Consider the following 15,018-nt stretch of genomic DNA (forward strand, 5'->3'; position numbering starts at 1 on the left):
TAGCGCCAGTTTACCGGGAACGCATGGTCCAGATGAGCCTGAGGTTTAATCTCGCGCCTTTAATGGACCCAGGGCCTCGTACGCGGGCGAGAAGGCACCGGGTTCATATTGCGGGTAGCGCACCTTCCCATCGCGGAAGCTCTTCAGTGTCTGCCCAAGTCCTTTCACCCCGTGCTCGCGCACTTGCCTGACCTTGGCCAAATCCACCTCGAAAGTGATGACCTCTTCCGCTACGGAGGCCTCGTAAATCACCTCTCCCTCCGGCCCCACGATAATGGAGCGGCCGACGCCCTGGTTCCCCGCAGAGTTGACGTCCACGATGTAGCACTGATTGGTAACCGCACTGGCGCGCACAATGGCTAACTCCTCCGCGCGGTCGATGGTGTCCGTCTTGGTCGGGTGAATAATCACCTCCGCCCCCATCCAGGTAAGCGCGCGGGTGGTTTCCGGAAACCAGATGTCATAGCAGATGGAAACCCCAAAGCGCCCCACCTCAGGAATATCGAAAACCAAAAATTGATCGCCGCCAGTCACTCCCTTTTCGTAGGGCAGGAAGGGATAAATCTTGCGGTAACGGCCCACCACTTCCCCTTGTGGGTTGATCACCGGCGCGGTATTGAAAACAGTACTGCCACACTTTTCATACATGGAACCGGGCACCAACCAGATGCCCAACTCTCGGGCGACGCGGCAAAAAGCGCGCTCCTCGTCCGAGGGCAATTCACGGGCATGGTGGACACCGACGCCGCGCAGGGCCAATTCGCTCAACACAATCATCTGAACCCAGGGAAAGCGCAGTTTGGTTTTCTGAATACGCTCCAGCAGCCTTTCCAGGTTATCCGCATCCGCCAGGTTCAGCTGCAGCGCGGCAATACCAAAATATTTATTCACTTCGCTCATTACCAACAGTTCCCACTTGTCGGATAGGGAACCTCTGATTCATTCGCATGAACGCTTTAGCAATATCAGGCGCTCAGACAACGGGACGAGCTTTGGCAACAGCACTGCCTGTTGCTCCACCGGATATGCTCCTCTACCCGGCAGTTTCGAAATGTCCCCATTACCTGCGACCGACGAGTCTTTATCGTCAAAAAACGAATAAACAGAGATCCCTTAACATTTTTTAACGGTCGGTATCTTGGAGGATAGAAACGTCCGACAATAGGGCCAGTTGCTCTGCCCGCATGAGGCCAAAGCGAATTGGCTTCTGTTTTTTTTCCGAGCTTGATGCTATGGACTGGGTGCATCTGGCACTATATTCTCTTTGACAATCAGTTAGGGAACCCCTGATTTATTCGAGTGAGCGGTGCGATCAAAAATGTACCAATACTTTCCTTTGGTACTACCGTTCGAAATGATGAATCCATCACTTGAATTTTTTGCCCGGAACGCATCGCTCAACGGTTCCCTGGAAATGCCAGGGCCTGCCGCTCGGAACCCATGTCCCAATAATAAATACACCAGGAGTCACCATGAGCAACAACGCAGAAAGCCTGGCCAACGATGCCGGTACAACCCCACAAAAGGCGATTGAGAATTTTCCGCACGCCGCCCCCCAGGGCTGGATCGCCAGCCTGTTACTCGCCTTCCTTTCCTCCGCCGGTCTCTATTACGTCAATATTTTTCCCGTCATCGTCAATTCTCTGATGACCGGAGCCGGACTTTCCGCGGCCCAGGCGGGAGAAATAACTTTTGCCAACACCATGGGTGCAGTTATCGGTGCCTTTTTAATATCAATTCTGGTAAAGAAAATTCCGCAGTGGAAACTGGCCGCCTTTGTCCTGCTGCTCTGCTCCATCGGCATGGATCTGTTAACCATTGTGCTCGCCAACCTGGAACTGCTGATCCCTCTGAGGCTGGTACACGGGATGCTCGGGGGCGCACTGGTGGGATTGGGTTTTGCGGTCATCGCGCGCAGCGGCATTGCGGGCCGCACCTACAGTATGGTGCTGCTGGTGCAGTATATTGGCGGCGCGCTGGGCTTGCGTTTCCTGCCGGAGCTGGTCGCGCTATACGGCACCTATGTGCCCTTTTTCGCGCTGATTACTTTCAGTTTGGTAACGCTGGCGATGTTGCCTTTCCTGGCCGACTATCCCTTGCCATCGATAGAAGAACAAAAAAAGGCTGTATTCAATGCAAAAGTGGCGCTGGCCCCCATGCTGATTACGCTGGTAGCGCTGTTTTGCTTTCAACTTTCCAATATGGCCCTGTTCGCGTTTATTTTTGATCTGGGCAAATCCTTCGGGCTGCCACTTACCTTTATCAGCCAGACACTCTTTTGGGCCAACTTGGTTGCCATCGGCGGCGCTGCCCTGGCCGCCTATACGGGCCAGCGCTTTGCCCTGGCTCCGCCGCTGGCCATCGCGCTGCTCGTGACGCTGGTGGGCTTGGCAATGTTTATTTTCAGCGACCTGAAACCGGTGTTTGTCGCCGCCAATATAATCACAGGAATTACCTGGGCTTTCTGTGTACCCTACTTTCTGACCATGGCGTCCAGGTTTGATGCGGCGGGACAAATGGGAGCCTTCGGCGGCTTTGCCTCGAAAACGGGACTGGCCTGCGGCCCGCTGGCGGCCGGCTATTTTATTTCCGCCAGCGGCAGCTATACGCAATTAATCGCGATTACTTGCGGCATCCTGGTGGTGTGCCTCGCGGCGCTGCCGGCCGCGTCGCGGCTCGATCGGGCCGCAGGCTGACTTCCCGCGCGCTATAGCACCGGCGGACTGACGAAAACTATCGCGCGTTTACTGATTTATTCGTGCACAAGGATAGCGGTGTCGATCAGTTTGCCCGCTGAGTTAAACCATTTAATACGGTGTTCTTCCGCAACCACATAGAAACTTGCCTTGCGCCCATAGGACCAGTTGCGCCACTGGCGCACCCAGAGGTCACCCTCCAGCCACCACCTCCCGGTATCGGTTTCATCCACGTCCACATCGTTACGGGAATAGCCGAGCATAGTGCCGTCGGGCATTAATTCAATGCGATATGACTCTCCCAGAGTGTTGGTGCCGAGCAGAACCGCACCGGGAAATTCCGCGCGCAGATCGTCGGCGCTGAGTCGGCGGCCTGTGGCCGTTTCCAATGTTTCTTCAGTAGCGGAGACTTCGCCATTGATCAGCTGTGCTAACAGCCGGACACCGGCTTCGATTTTTTCCGCTTCAATGGAGGAAAAGCCAATGCGCAACGTATTGCTGCCCTGCACGGTTTCCACCAATAACCCCTCCTGCTCGGCGCGTTGTTGCAGCTGATCGGCATCCACGGCCTCGGGCAGCTGCAGCCAACATGCGGTGCCGCAACTGGCGCGGCGTACCTTCAGCTTCGGGAGGTAATACAACAGCGCCTCGCCAAGCGCCACCCAGCGCTCGCGCAGCTGCTGCGTGATGCGGAAAGTGGCCGCATCCAGATGCCCGGAGGCAACAAACTTCGCAAGCAACCGCTGATTGATCGGCGGCATGCGCTCCCGCAGGGTATAGCGCAGCGCACGCAACCGCTGGATCACCGGTTTGGGGCCGACAATAAACGTCAGCTGCATACCGGGATCAATAATCTTGGGGAACTGATACAAGTAGATGACCGAACGGCCCCCACTCATGCTTTTCAGCGGTGGCAGCGGGCTGCCGTGGTAACAGAATTCATGTTCGCAGTCATTTTCAATAATCACCGCGCCGCGCACCGCCGCCGCCCGCAGCAGTGCACGGCGGCGTTCCAGCGTGGTGGTGACCGCTGTGGGATTGTGGGCATTGGGCTGCAAAAACCAGCAGTCGCTGTTTTGCAGCTCCTCTCCGATCAGCGGGCCGTCACCGTCCTGTGGCAGCGCCTCTATTCGCGCTCCGGTGCGGCGGAAGATCTCCTCGGTTTCCGCACAGGCGGGCAACACCATACCGAGAGAACGCTTTTCCCCCAGCAGCAGCTGGCCGAGCAAGTAGCAGGCCTGCTGTAATCCGCTGGTCAACAGGATCTGCCCCGGTTCCACATAGATACCCCGCCTCGGCAGTAGCCGTGTGCAAATCTGCTCGAGCAGCTGGCGGTCATCTTCATTGGCCCCAAGGGGCGCCCACTGGGCCACTTCTCGCGCGCTATAAATATCCCGTGTGCACTCGCGCCACTCGGCGCCCGGGTAAAGACGCGGATCATACTCGTTGCTGACAAATGGAAAGGGATACTGCAGCCAGTTGGCGGGACGCGGCTGCAGGGCGCGACGACTGACGGACACAGCGTTGCAGTGACTGCGCCAAAAATCGCGATCATCGTCACTGCCGGCAGTCGCCTCGACGGAACCGGTGTGGCTGATCAGCCCCTGCTGCTGTATCGCTTCGTTGACGTAGAAACCGCTGCGTTCCCGCGTAAGCAGGAAGCCGTCATCTACCAGCTGTTGATAGGCGAGTACCACCGTGTTGCGGGCAACCCCCAGCTGCTCCGCCATACGGCGCGAGGACGGCATCTTATGGCCGGGGGGAATGCTACCGGAAATAATACCCTGAATGACTTTTTCCCGTATTTGCGCCTGCAGGCTCTTTTGCGCCTGCGGGTCCAATACGATCAATGGTTCCGCCATTTGTGCCGCCGTTATTTTACACTGCCATCCGGCAGCGGTTTGTTATCGTACGGCGAGAATAATGCCCCCGGCAATAATGGCAAATCAAGCGGTAGGGCAGCGCCGACTTCGCGAAAATAGTTAATAAACCTGCTGTTGTTTCCGCAGGCGAAGTCCCAGCCAGATCATTGGCAGGCCGAACAGTATGGCGTAGAGGCCGATCAGCCACACCAGCGCCAAGGCTCCGGCCGATGGATTGACTAGAATTGCCAAACCGAAAATCATCGACAAAAGACCTATCGCCATTAACAGCCACTCGTTGTGGATCTCCCTGCGCAGAAGAAAAGCACCGATGATCTCAAACGCCCCGCGCACCAAGGCCCAGGCACCGATACAAATCACCAGCACCAGCGCGGTGAGTTGGGGGTAGATAAAAGTAAATATACCCGCCGCAACACTGACCAACCCGGCGAGGACCAGCCACCACAATGGCATGGCTCTATGCCGCCCGAGGACCGCGGCAATCAAGGTGACGAAGCCGTCCAGCAGAACATAAATCCCGAACAGCAACACCAGGGTAAGCAGCGACAAGCCCGGCCAGATAAAACACAATACCCCGAAGGTTACGCCGGCAATACCGCGCAGCAGCAACAGCCACCAGTTTTCCGACAACACCCGCAATATCGGCCTTGTCGCCAGAGTGGGTTCCAAGTCGGGATCGGATACGGGATGGTTGCGCATCGCTTCGGCCCCTGTCTGCGCTGGCGATAAACCATTAAAAGGTCACCGCCCTCAAAATCCAAGTTTTTCGAAAAACTGTGCTTTGAATTGCGCCGATGCGGTAACAAAAGGCCCAGGGAAAGCGGAAAAAGCCCACGGCACTCCTCCGCTTTCCCAGCCGCATCAAGCCAGTGAAGTAATCACACCGCGCAGCTTGTCGACGATGGCATCGATCTCGTGCGTCTCAATAATCAGCGGCGGAGACATGCACAGGGCATCGCCGATACCGCGCGCCATTACCCCGGCATCCCAGGCCATGCCGGACACCTTGCCGCCGAACTTGCCCTTCAGATTTTCCGGCGCGCGCAGCTCGACCGCGCCAACCAGGCCATAGTTGCGCACATCGATCACATTGTCGAGTTCGGCCAGACTGTGCAAGGCCGCTTCCCAGTGCTTGCCGATGTCGCCGCTGGCACGGGTGAGCAAGCCCTCGCGTTCGTAGATGTCCAGTGTCGCCATGCCCGCGGCGCAGGCCACAGGGTGGGCAGAGTAGGTGTAGCCGTGGAAAAACTCCACTGCACCTTCCGGCGCGGCGTCCATTACCGTTTGGTAAATTTCATCTTTTACAAATACGGCGCTCAGCGGCACTGTTGCGTTGGTAATTCCCTTGGCGGAAGTGATCATATCCGGCGTCACCCCCCACTCAATGGCAGCAAAGGCGGAACCCGTACGGCCCCAGCCGGAGATGACCTCGTCGAAAATCAGCAGCAGATCATGCTTGTCGCAGATCTCGCGCAGGCGCTGAAGATAGCCTTTCGGCGGCAGTATCACACCGCCGGCACCGGAGAAGGGCTCAACAATCACCGCGGCAATCTGATCCGCACCGTGGAAGGCCACCAGACGCTCCAGGTCTTCCGCCAGCTCCACACCTTGTTCCGGCAGGCCGCGGCTGAAGGCATTGCGTTCAATATCCAGCGTGTGGCGCATGTGATTGGCCTTCACCGGCTGGCCGAACGTCTGGTAATTGGGCGCAATTCCGCCCACGGAGATACCGCCGAAGTTTACCCCGTGGTAGCCCTTCTCGCGGCCGATAAACATGGTGCGGGTTCCCTTGCCACGCGCACGCTGATATTGCAGGGCGATTTTCAGTGCGCTTTCCACCGCTTCGGAACCCGAGTTGCCAAAGAATACATGGTTGAGGCCGTCGGGTGTGTGCTTTACCAGGCGCTCGGAATATTCAAAACTCAATTCGTGTCCGAAATTAAAAATAGAGCTGTAATCCAGCTTTTTGGCCTGCTGGTAAATGGCCTCGGCAATCTCCGTACGGCCGTGACCGGCATTGGAACACCAGAGACCGGCTGTGGCGTCGATTATTTGGCGACCGCCTTTTTCGGTGAGGTAAATTCCCTCCGCGCGTTCCACAATCCGCGGCGCGGATTTAAAACTGCGGTTGGGAGTAAAGGGCATCCAGAAAGCGTCGGTTTTCAGTTCAGACATGGTTTCTCGCTCCGCGAATTACCAGTAGATTCAACATCGGTTGCGACCAGTAGGCGGTTTCTTCACGCGCCGAAACAGCAGTACTTGGTCTCGTAAAATTCCGCCATTCCCTCGACACCGCCTTCGCGGCCAATGCCGGATTCCTTGCAGCCACCGAATGGCGCAACGGTTGTGGAAAAGACACCGGCGTTACAGGCCACCATGCCGTATTCCAGCGCCTCTACCACGCGGTTGGCGCGGCGGATGTTTTCGCTCATTACGTAGGCCGCAAGACCGTAGGGTGTATCGTTGGCCCGGCGGATCACATCCTCCTCGTCGGCGAATTTCTGCACTGGTGCCAGCGGCCCGAAGATCTCCTCCCGGGCAATGCGCATTTCGTCGCTAACGCCGGTTAACAGTGTAGGTGCAAAGTAGTTTTCGCCGATGGGCCGGTAATCGCCGCCCAGCTCGACTTTCGCACCCATTTCCACCGCATCCCGTACCAGAGTGTTTACCCGCTCGGCGGCGCGGCGGTGGATCAGCGGGCCGACGGTCACCCCTTCATCGCAACCGTGCCCGACTTTCAGCTCTCCCATCGCCGCACGCAATTTATCGACAAAGGCATCGTGCACCGTTTCGTGCACATAAATGCGGTTGGTGGATACACAAGTCTGGCCAGCGTTGCGGAATTTAGTCGCTACACAGGCACTGACCGCGGTGTCCAGATCGGCGTCGTCGAAAACAATAAAAGGCGCGTTGCCACCTAGTTCCATAGACATTTTCTTCACGGTGCTGGCACACTGAGCCATCAGCAACTTGCCCACCGCGGTGGAGCCGGTAAAAGTGAACTTCGCCACCCGCGGGTCCTGGGTCAGTACCTTGCCGATGGCGGGGGCATCCGATCCCACGATCATATTGATGGTGCCCTTCGGCAAACCTGCTTCCTCCGCCAGCTGGCACAGGGCCAGGGCGGACAGCGGCGTCTCCACCGCGGGCTTGATCACCACGGTACAACCGGCCGCGAGTGCAGGCGCCGCCTTGCGCGTGATCATCGCATTGGGGAAGTTCCAGGGGGTGATACAGGTGACCACGCCCACCGGCTGGCGGATGGTGTTCAGGCGCATGGCCGGGTTGTGAGTGGGAATTGTCTGGCCGTAGGCCCGCCGGCATTCCTCCGCAAACCATTCGATAAAGGAAGCGCCGTAGACAATCTCGCCCTTGGCCTCCGCCAGGGGTTTACCCTGTTCCAGAGTCAGGATGCGCGCCAGGTCATCGACATTGTCCATAATCAGCTGATACCAGCGCTTCAATACCGCGGCGCGTTCGGCGGCAGTTTTCGACTTCCACGCCGGAAAAGCCGCGCTGGCGGCGGCCACCGCTCTTTCGGCATCGGCGGCGCTGCCATCCGCTACCTCCGCCAACAAATCGCCGTTAGCCGGGTCCCGCACTTCGACAGTGCCGGCTCCCGCACACCACTCACCACCGATATAGTTGTGCAGTTTCAACAAATCATTATTGGCCAGTTGCACCGCAAATCTCCTTGCAATTATTGCTTTTCAATGCTCTTGCAAGGATTCTGGCGCGGAGTACAGGCGGCGAATAGTAGTATCTTTCCAACAAAAATTTACCTTTATCAAACTTTCTCCTAAGCTAGGGAACTTCTGATTAATTCACTTGCTGGTGGCAGAGATTCTTCGTGGGCAGATGAGAAGCTCAGGTGATAGGATGGATATTTCGAAACCGACGGATACAGGGAGGTATCCGTCGGAGCTACAGGGAAGTACTCGTGCGTTTCCGAAATATCCGTCCTATTGGCTGAGCGCCCCAAAACCTACCATAGTATTCACGCGGATTAATCAAAGGTTCCCGAGGAATCCCAATTCATATGCTTGAGCGCTGTAGTCGATTCTGGGGCGCCCATCCCATCACCTGAGATTCTCATGCGGCTTCAAGTATTTTGTCGTCAAGGGGCTTAATCAGCGGTGCCCCAAGCTCCCGCAGGCAATCCATCAGCAAGCACACGGGTAAAACGGATGAGCAAGGCCAAAAAAACCAGCAAAAGCGCCCTCGGCGGCCGCCTGAGCGACATGGACCTGCGTCTGCTGCGCGTATTCCGCGAAGTCGTCCGCGCTGGCGGCCTGGCCGCCGCCGAAGTGGCACTGAACATCAGCCGCTCCACCATCAGCGTACACCTCTCCGACCTGGAATCGCGTCTGGGCATGCCGCTGTGCTTGAGATCCCGGGGCCGTGCCGACTTCAAGCTCACCCCGGAAGGCGAAGCGGTCTACCGGGCCATTATTGAACTGGACAGCCACCTGGATGCCTTCAGAAGCCAAGTCAATGCCATCCAGTCGAGCCTGACTGGCAGCCTGCGCATCGTGCTGCCAGACGATGTACTGGAAATCCCCCAGCTGGACCTGCCCGCGACCCTGGCCCGTATCCGCCAGCAGGCCCCGGAGCTGCAGTTGGACCTGCAGCTGGCCGACCCGCAGGAGCTGGAACTTGAAATCCTCGCCGGCCGTGCCGATGTGGGTATCAACCCGCTTCACTCCCACCGCCCCGGCCTTCAGTACCGCCCCCTGTTCCACCACCAGTCACTACTTTACTGCAGCCAGCAGCATCCGCTGGCCGCTGCAGAAGAAGTAAGCGAGGAGTCACTAACAAAGCAAGAATTGGCGGCCCCCAGCCACGCCGTCCTATCCGGCGCAGCGCACCTTTACCGCCTGTTTCCGCGCAAATCCACCGCCAACCATATGGCGGCGCGACTGGCGATGATATTGTCGGGGCAGTTTGTGGGCTTTTTGCCTGAGTACCTGGCGGAGGACTACGTGCAGCGCGGACAACTGATGGCCCTGCGGCCGGAGCGGTTCCGCTACCGGATCGAGAACGCGGCGACCTTCAAGCGAAGTGCCGCAGAACACCCGGCGGTGCGGCTGTTTTTGGAGTCATTAGAAATCAATAAATAATTGTACACTGCGCTTACTTATTGAAATATCCACTTTAAGGGGAGAGAAGGTACATTAGCACTCAAGGTCAGGGATTACCCTTCTGATATGAGAAACAATGAGAGTCAAGAAATTTTTTATCTAGCCGAAATTCTCTCTAACAAGTCTCTAGCGATTACTTTACCGCCCATGTTAGGGAACCTCTGATTAAGTCACTTTCTGGTGGCCGAGGCGCTTCGGGGCGGATGTGAAGCTCAGGTGATAGGACGGACATTTCGAAACCGACGGATACAGGGATGTATCCGTCGGAGCTACAGGGAAGTACTCGTGCGTTTTCGAAATATCCGTCCTATTGCCTGGGCGTCCCGGAAGCTAGCATAGTGTTCACGCGAATTAATCAGAGGTTCCTTAGCTCAGATAATCTGATAAAAGCTCCTCATATATATCTGCGGATTACTCACGATCAAAAACACGAGCGAAGCTTTTATCAAACAGCTCCTTCAAGGTAATACAAACGTCATATATCCCCAACCATAACCATCATTTACAGCGAAGAGGCGCGCAGTTTGCGGGCCCACGGAAAGCACCTTGAGATACTGCCCGCGGAGCCCTTCCGGCCAATCTCCTTTTATCACAATTATTTCAAGGAAAGCACTCATAATGAGTTATGCAATGCTTGAGAAAGGCCCCAATTAAGTCGCCCTTTGTTCAATCTATTTATTCTGACTTGCAGTAAACCTTGGCATCACGGGGCGTGTAAATCCCGTACGTGATAAAGCTCAGGAAGCCATTCATGAAGGTATGCTGAGCCTCAACTTTTACGATATTTTCCGCACCTCCGCAGATTTCCGCCGCATTAGTAATTTTTTCCTGCCCAATACCACTGACAAAAAAGTGCTGCGTTTTTTGCGAGGTTGGCACTTCCCCTCCTTCACCGTTAATGGTGAATGTTTGAGAAGCACAACCAAAAAGCAGTGAACTCGCGAGAAACGCGGAAAAAAGTTTAATTTTCATTTTAACTCCTATTGCCCGACTGACTCTATTTGACATCCCGGGCGAAGATGCCAAATCAAAAACCGCAATAACGCGACGAAAGAAACGATACTTTATTTCAGAAAAAACCAATGAAAGTTAAAACCGCATAAATACAGGCAGTTTTAATATGCTAAAACACTATTATTAGAATCAATAGTGAAGATTAACACACACATTAAACACAAAAAGGCGGTGAATATCTGTACATTTCATCCAGCGTATTAATATTTCCTGTATTACAGCCTATAGAAATTATTACATCATGATTACCCCGAGCTGACTGACAATCCAAAAAACCAGATTATCCGCTGCTTCGTTTTTCGCTCTTATCCTATTTATTATCTAGTTTACTATCGTTTTCCCGGCACTGTTAACGTCAGGCTACCCCAAATTTCGCACCACTCGTCCGATCACCCGCCAACCCCCTGTTATTGCTGCACCTATAAAAACTCTCTTCACCTTGATCTGAATAGATCCAGGTTATCTAAATTTCACCCCAGGATCTGCTTTCCGAGCGCAATCATCTCTGATTCATGATTCTCTATGTCGGGGGCTATTCGTCACTCACCGGCGGGCCAATCTGACCAAATAATGAACAAAACAGTCGGTAATCGGGGCTTTTGCCGGTTAGGGATTTCAGGGGGCGCGCAACTGCTGTATTCTCGCCAGGATGCCCAGTGGCCAACGCTTCTAAAATCTACCAGCGGGCCAATTAGAATCGCGATCGTATTTTAAGGTGGCAGCATTCGATTACATGCACGCGACCTAAACTCGTGCAAAACTTTACACAACACCAGCGGAGACAGTATGAAATTTGCGTATTTTCTATTGGGTATTTTTGCTATTAGCAGCGCATACGCAAATTCTGACAGAGCAATCAATGGCGTTTTAGCCAAAGAGCTCGAAGGACAAAAGTACCGCGTTTTCAAACAGATGGCGGCACTGGAAACTATGGAAAAGCTTAACGACGGACAGGAAGTCACTTTATCAGAGGTTGAAGCACACCCGGAGTTTGACATCTTCAGGTTTTATATTCTGGACGATGGCGGCAATAGAGTCTTCAATAAAAAATATACAATGAGAGACCTAGGTTTAATTGACAGCCGTTTTGATTCCATATCATTGACGGTGAACGACACAGCTGTTCATAACGATAAAGATGATATCCTTCATGGCAACCTGGTTCCTCTCGAAAAACGCTTCGATGGAACCTATGAACCAGTGAAGGTATTTCTTTCTACGTTTGACTCCCGAGGAAAGGTAATCGCAAAACAAGTCGCCACAAATTTTTTTATTAAGGATAACTACAAACACACGAATTTAGATTATGGAATCAGTTTTTCCTGCACCGCACAAAATCAAATTGCTATGACCATAAAATGGGACTATCCGTGGTATTTGCCGAAAACGGAAGACGTACATCTTTACTTTCCGTACAATGTGGAATTCAAACTGGATGGTGACTTTCATTTAACATCAGACAACAAAAGATTTGATGCTTACGGATTTACCGTAACACCGGAAATTGAGCGCCAGCTATTACAGTCCAAGGCAGGCGCCTTAAGGATTCCACTGCACCAATGGTCCACGGCACGTTACACTTGGAAATCCAATGGGCTAGCCGAGGCATATTCGCGAGTCAAGTATTTTTGCAAGGATTAAACTTGTTAAGAGATCCCTGATGAATTCTCGTGTGCAATGTGGGTGATTCTTGAGAATCAAAGCATTTTGTCAACACTGAGTATATTAATCAGAGGTCCCCTAGATAGGGCTTACCATTTCAGCACCATGTTATTTGTTTGAAACAATGAAATGAATCTCAGGTATAACCGTTGAAATATTTTCTTATCGTCAAGGAGGAAAAATGAGCAAGAGACCAGAAATAACAATCTCATCACTAGACTTAGATCGTTTGTATAAATTGATTGACGCCCTGCCATCAAACAGCATTGCGGGCCTAAGCGATTTGGAAACCGAGCTTGCCAGGGCCAATATCGTCAAACCTACGGAAATGCCGCCCAACATAGTGACAATGAACTCAACGGTACGCTTTTTCGTAGAGTCCACCCAAAGTGAATTCGAGCTGACTCTGGTCTATCCGGATGATGTCGACACGAGCGGAAAGACCATATCGATTCTGGCCCCGGTAGGAAGTGCGCTGCTCGGCCTATCCCAAGGGGATGAAATCGAATGGCCAAAGCCGGGTGGCGGCTTTATTAAAGTGAAAATTATTGAGGTTCTCTATCAACCGGAGCGCGCCGGGGATTACGAAAGATAAGCGTCTCCTATTGAATAGGATTATCATCAACGGCTGACTACAGTTTACTGCGCCGCCCTCAAACAATGCTTTCAACTGAGGGTGGCACAACTGGAGAAGGTTTTATCCATGACTCCTAAAAGTCGCACCGTTCTTCTGATACCCGGTATTTTCGATTACGGTTGGTCGATGCGGCGCATGGAACAAATGCTGAATGAAGCCGGCTTTTCCGCCCACTATATCCACCTGAAATACAATTCCGGCTGGCACGGCTTGGAGCATCTATCGGAACAGTTGCAGCGCAGCGTAGAGACGCTCGCGGACAAAGGGCACACCTGTGCCCTGGTCGGCTTCAGCATGGGCGGTATAGTCGCAAGATATTACCTCCAATCAATGGGTGGACTTGAACGGGTATACAAGTTCATCGCCATATCCAGCCCCCATTTCGGCAGCTTTTGGGCCAACTTCCTGCCGTACAAGGGCGGCCGGCAGCTGCGTATTGGCAGTCAGTTTCTGGAGCAGCTTAACAACGATATGGAATCACTATCCTGTACCGCGCCGGTCTCTATCTGGACCAAATACGACATCACCATCCTGCCCCATTCCAGCGCCCTGTTGCCGATCGGAACATCTTACGAAGTACCGGTTAAGCTGCACCGGTGGATGCCATCAGACGCTCGGGTTATCGACCTGGTCAACAGGGAGCTCCGCTCGGCACTGGCATAATCCTGCGGGACGGTTTATCCGGCCCACCCGCAAATCTGTTCAACGTGTCCAGTTCATGACCAGCCCCAGCATTCGCCGCTGCACATCACATATTGACCCAAACCCAAAGCTGGCTTAAAAAGGCCGGATGCATTTTGGCAAGCCTGCAGACAACCATCCGCAAAGATGCAGGTGAGCGAATGCACAATGTCTGAGCGCCTCTTAACCATTGGCAGCATTAGCGCGATTTAATCAGAGCATCCTCAAGCAAAACGATGTCCTGGGTCTCGTTCAATATTTTTCGCACTTTGGGGTTCCCTGATACCCTACAGTTGAAGCCGGAAGATGTGTTCAAATACCGAGAGGAGATCAGCACGGCAGAATGGGTGCTTTTCCCCGAGTACTGGCAACTAAACGCACTCATCTATGGCCTGCAGGCGCGGGTGTTTCCCAGCGAAGCCAGTTACCGCCTGGGCCACAACAAAATAGAAATGACGCGCGCCTTCGAGTTAGTCGCTCCGGCTAACACGCCTTACACGCGTATTCTTGCCAATACTCCGGAAAATGCCGAACACCTCTGGAATGAAATGGACCAACCCTTTGTGGCCAAACTGCCCAAATCCTCCCAGGGCAATGGCGTTTGGCTGATCGAGTCACTGCAGGACTGGCGCGACTACCTGAGCAAAAGCGATGTACTCTACGTACAGGAGCAACTGCCAATTGACAGGGATATCCGCATCGTTGTTATCGGCGATCAGGTCATCACCGCGTACTGGCGTCTGCAGGCGGCACAGGGGTTCTACAACAATGTCTCCAAGGGCGGTCTTATTGAGCGAAGCCCGGTGCCCGAAGCCGCTGTCACCCTTGCGCTTCACCTGGCCCGAACGCTGGATATCAACCACGCTGGCTTCGATATCGCCATGGTCGGCGGGCACCCCTACGTGCTCGAATTCAACCGGCTTTTTGGTAACCAGGGTATAGAGGGCGGCGATGCCAAACTACGGGAGGTTATCCAGGACTATCTGCAACGGCAATCCACGCCCACCGGGCCGAATTTCCCCAGCCGCCCATCCTCACCGCGCCGGCGTTTCAACCGTGCGGCTTAAGTCATCTTAGGCGACAGAAGGTTTCTATCACGGCGGCATTGCGGAACAGAGCTTACTATCCACTGCCCGTTCCGTAACGCCGTTGTATTTTACCCAGGCCGGACAGCGCGGTACGGCACCGGCTATCAAGGGCGTTAGGCTACTACAAAGCGAAGTCACTCTTTTCTGTGACACGAATATTGCTAAGGTACCTCTGATTAATTCGCGTGAACACTATGGTAGCTTCCGGGGCGCTCA

Annotated in this window: 12 protein-coding genes; 6 read left to right on the forward strand and 6 right to left on the reverse strand. The window is 54.1% G+C overall.

The features are described 5' to 3' along the window. Positions 1-45: 45 nt before the first annotated feature. On the reverse strand, positions 46-900 hold the full coding sequence (locus tag A3224_RS14335) for a carbon-nitrogen hydrolase family protein (RefSeq protein ID WP_067156106.1): 855 nt from the start codon (positions 898-900) through the stop codon (positions 46-48). A gap of 572 nt (positions 901-1,472) precedes the next feature. Between A3224_RS14335 and A3224_RS14340 the strand changes: the two genes are divergently transcribed. Next, positions 1,473-2,696, forward strand: a complete 1,224-nt coding sequence (locus tag A3224_RS14340; RefSeq protein WP_067156109.1) for an MFS transporter — start codon at positions 1,473-1,475, stop codon at positions 2,694-2,696. 56 nt (positions 2,697-2,752) lie between these two features. Here A3224_RS14340 and A3224_RS14345 read toward each other — a convergent pair whose 3' ends face one another. From A3224_RS14345 to A3224_RS14360, 4 genes are all read right to left on the reverse strand, one after another. Beyond that, positions 2,753-4,558 (reverse strand): aminotransferase-like domain-containing protein, encoded by a 1,806-nt coding sequence (locus tag A3224_RS14345; RefSeq protein ID WP_067156112.1) that lies wholly within the window; start codon positions 4,556-4,558, stop codon positions 2,753-2,755. A gap of 120 nt (positions 4,559-4,678) precedes the next feature. Continuing rightward, on the reverse strand, positions 4,679-5,278 hold the full coding sequence (locus tag A3224_RS14350; RefSeq protein ID WP_067156115.1) for an HdeD family acid-resistance protein: 600 nt from the start codon (positions 5,276-5,278) through the stop codon (positions 4,679-4,681). Positions 5,279-5,440: 162 nt separating this feature from the next. After that, the gene (locus A3224_RS14355) at positions 5,441-6,754 is read right to left on the reverse strand and encodes an aspartate aminotransferase family protein (protein WP_067156119.1); all 1,314 of its coding nucleotides are present in this window, start codon (positions 6,752-6,754) and stop codon (positions 5,441-5,443) included. Positions 6,755-6,816: 62 nt separating this feature from the next. After that, positions 6,817-8,262: an NAD-dependent succinate-semialdehyde dehydrogenase gene (locus A3224_RS14360; protein ID WP_067156122.1), complete on the reverse strand. Its 1,446-nt coding sequence runs from the start codon at positions 8,260-8,262 to the stop codon at positions 6,817-6,819. 504 nt (positions 8,263-8,766) lie between these two features. Here A3224_RS14360 and A3224_RS14365 point away from each other — a divergent pair. After that, complete coding sequence (locus A3224_RS14365; RefSeq protein ID WP_067156125.1) at positions 8,767-9,699, forward strand: LysR family transcriptional regulator; 933 nt, start codon at positions 8,767-8,769, stop codon at positions 9,697-9,699. 696 nt (positions 9,700-10,395) lie between these two features. On the opposite strand, the gene A3224_RS14370 is transcribed toward A3224_RS14365, so the two are convergent. After that, complete coding sequence (locus A3224_RS14370) at positions 10,396-10,692, reverse strand: Bor family protein (protein ID WP_067156130.1); 297 nt, start codon at positions 10,690-10,692, stop codon at positions 10,396-10,398. A gap of 828 nt (positions 10,693-11,520) precedes the next feature. Here A3224_RS14370 and A3224_RS14375 point away from each other — a divergent pair. The 4 genes from A3224_RS14375 to A3224_RS14390 all read left to right on the forward strand — a co-directional run bounded on the left by A3224_RS14375 (position 11,521) and on the right by A3224_RS14390 (position 14,781). Further along, a complete protein-coding gene (locus tag A3224_RS14375; protein ID WP_067156134.1) occupies positions 11,521-12,375 on the forward strand; it encodes a hypothetical protein in 855 nt (284 codons plus the stop codon). Positions 12,376-12,577: 202 nt separating this feature from the next. Further along, complete coding sequence (gene rnk, locus A3224_RS14380; RefSeq protein WP_067156137.1) at positions 12,578-12,991, forward strand: nucleoside diphosphate kinase regulator; 414 nt, start codon at positions 12,578-12,580, stop codon at positions 12,989-12,991. 108 nt (positions 12,992-13,099) lie between these two features. After that, a complete protein-coding gene (locus A3224_RS14385) occupies positions 13,100-13,696 on the forward strand; it encodes an esterase/lipase family protein (RefSeq protein WP_067156140.1) in 597 nt (198 codons plus the stop codon). A 254-nt stretch (positions 13,697-13,950) separates the two neighbouring features. Further along, a complete protein-coding gene (locus A3224_RS14390; protein ID WP_067156143.1) occupies positions 13,951-14,781 on the forward strand; it encodes an ATP-grasp domain-containing protein in 831 nt (276 codons plus the stop codon). Positions 14,782-15,018: the final 237 nt, after the last annotated feature.

The organism is Microbulbifer thermotolerans (assembly GCF_001617625.1).
Taxonomy (GTDB): domain Bacteria; phylum Pseudomonadota; class Gammaproteobacteria; order Pseudomonadales; family Cellvibrionaceae; genus Microbulbifer; species Microbulbifer thermotolerans.

Excerpts from the sequence above, each read along its gene's own strand:
- A3224_RS14335 (WP_067156106.1), bottom strand. The coding sequence starts at position 900 with ATGAGCGAAGTGAATAAATATTTTGGTATTGCCGCGCTGCAGCTGAAC.
- A3224_RS14340 (WP_067156109.1), top strand. The coding sequence starts at position 1,473 with ATGAGCAACAACGCAGAAAGCCTGGCCAACGATGCCGGTACAACCCCA.
- A3224_RS14345 (WP_067156112.1), bottom strand. The coding sequence starts at position 4,558 with ATGGCGGAACCATTGATCGTATTGGACCCGCAGGCGCAAAAGAGCCTG.
- A3224_RS14350 (WP_067156115.1), bottom strand. The coding sequence starts at position 5,278 with ATGCGCAACCATCCCGTATCCGATCCCGACTTGGAACCCACTCTGGCG.
- A3224_RS14355 (WP_067156119.1), bottom strand. The coding sequence starts at position 6,754 with ATGTCTGAACTGAAAACCGACGCTTTCTGGATGCCCTTTACTCCCAAC.
- A3224_RS14365 (WP_067156125.1), top strand. The coding sequence starts at position 8,767 with ATGAGCAAGGCCAAAAAAACCAGCAAAAGCGCCCTCGGCGGCCGCCTG.
- A3224_RS14370 (WP_067156130.1), bottom strand. The coding sequence starts at position 10,692 with ATGAAAATTAAACTTTTTTCCGCGTTTCTCGCGAGTTCACTGCTTTTT.
- A3224_RS14375 (WP_067156134.1), top strand. The coding sequence starts at position 11,521 with ATGAAATTTGCGTATTTTCTATTGGGTATTTTTGCTATTAGCAGCGCA.
- rnk (WP_067156137.1), top strand. The coding sequence starts at position 12,578 with ATGAGCAAGAGACCAGAAATAACAATCTCATCACTAGACTTAGATCGT.
- A3224_RS14385 (WP_067156140.1), top strand. The coding sequence starts at position 13,100 with ATGACTCCTAAAAGTCGCACCGTTCTTCTGATACCCGGTATTTTCGAT.
- A3224_RS14390 (WP_067156143.1), top strand. The coding sequence starts at position 13,951 with ATGTCCTGGGTCTCGTTCAATATTTTTCGCACTTTGGGGTTCCCTGAT.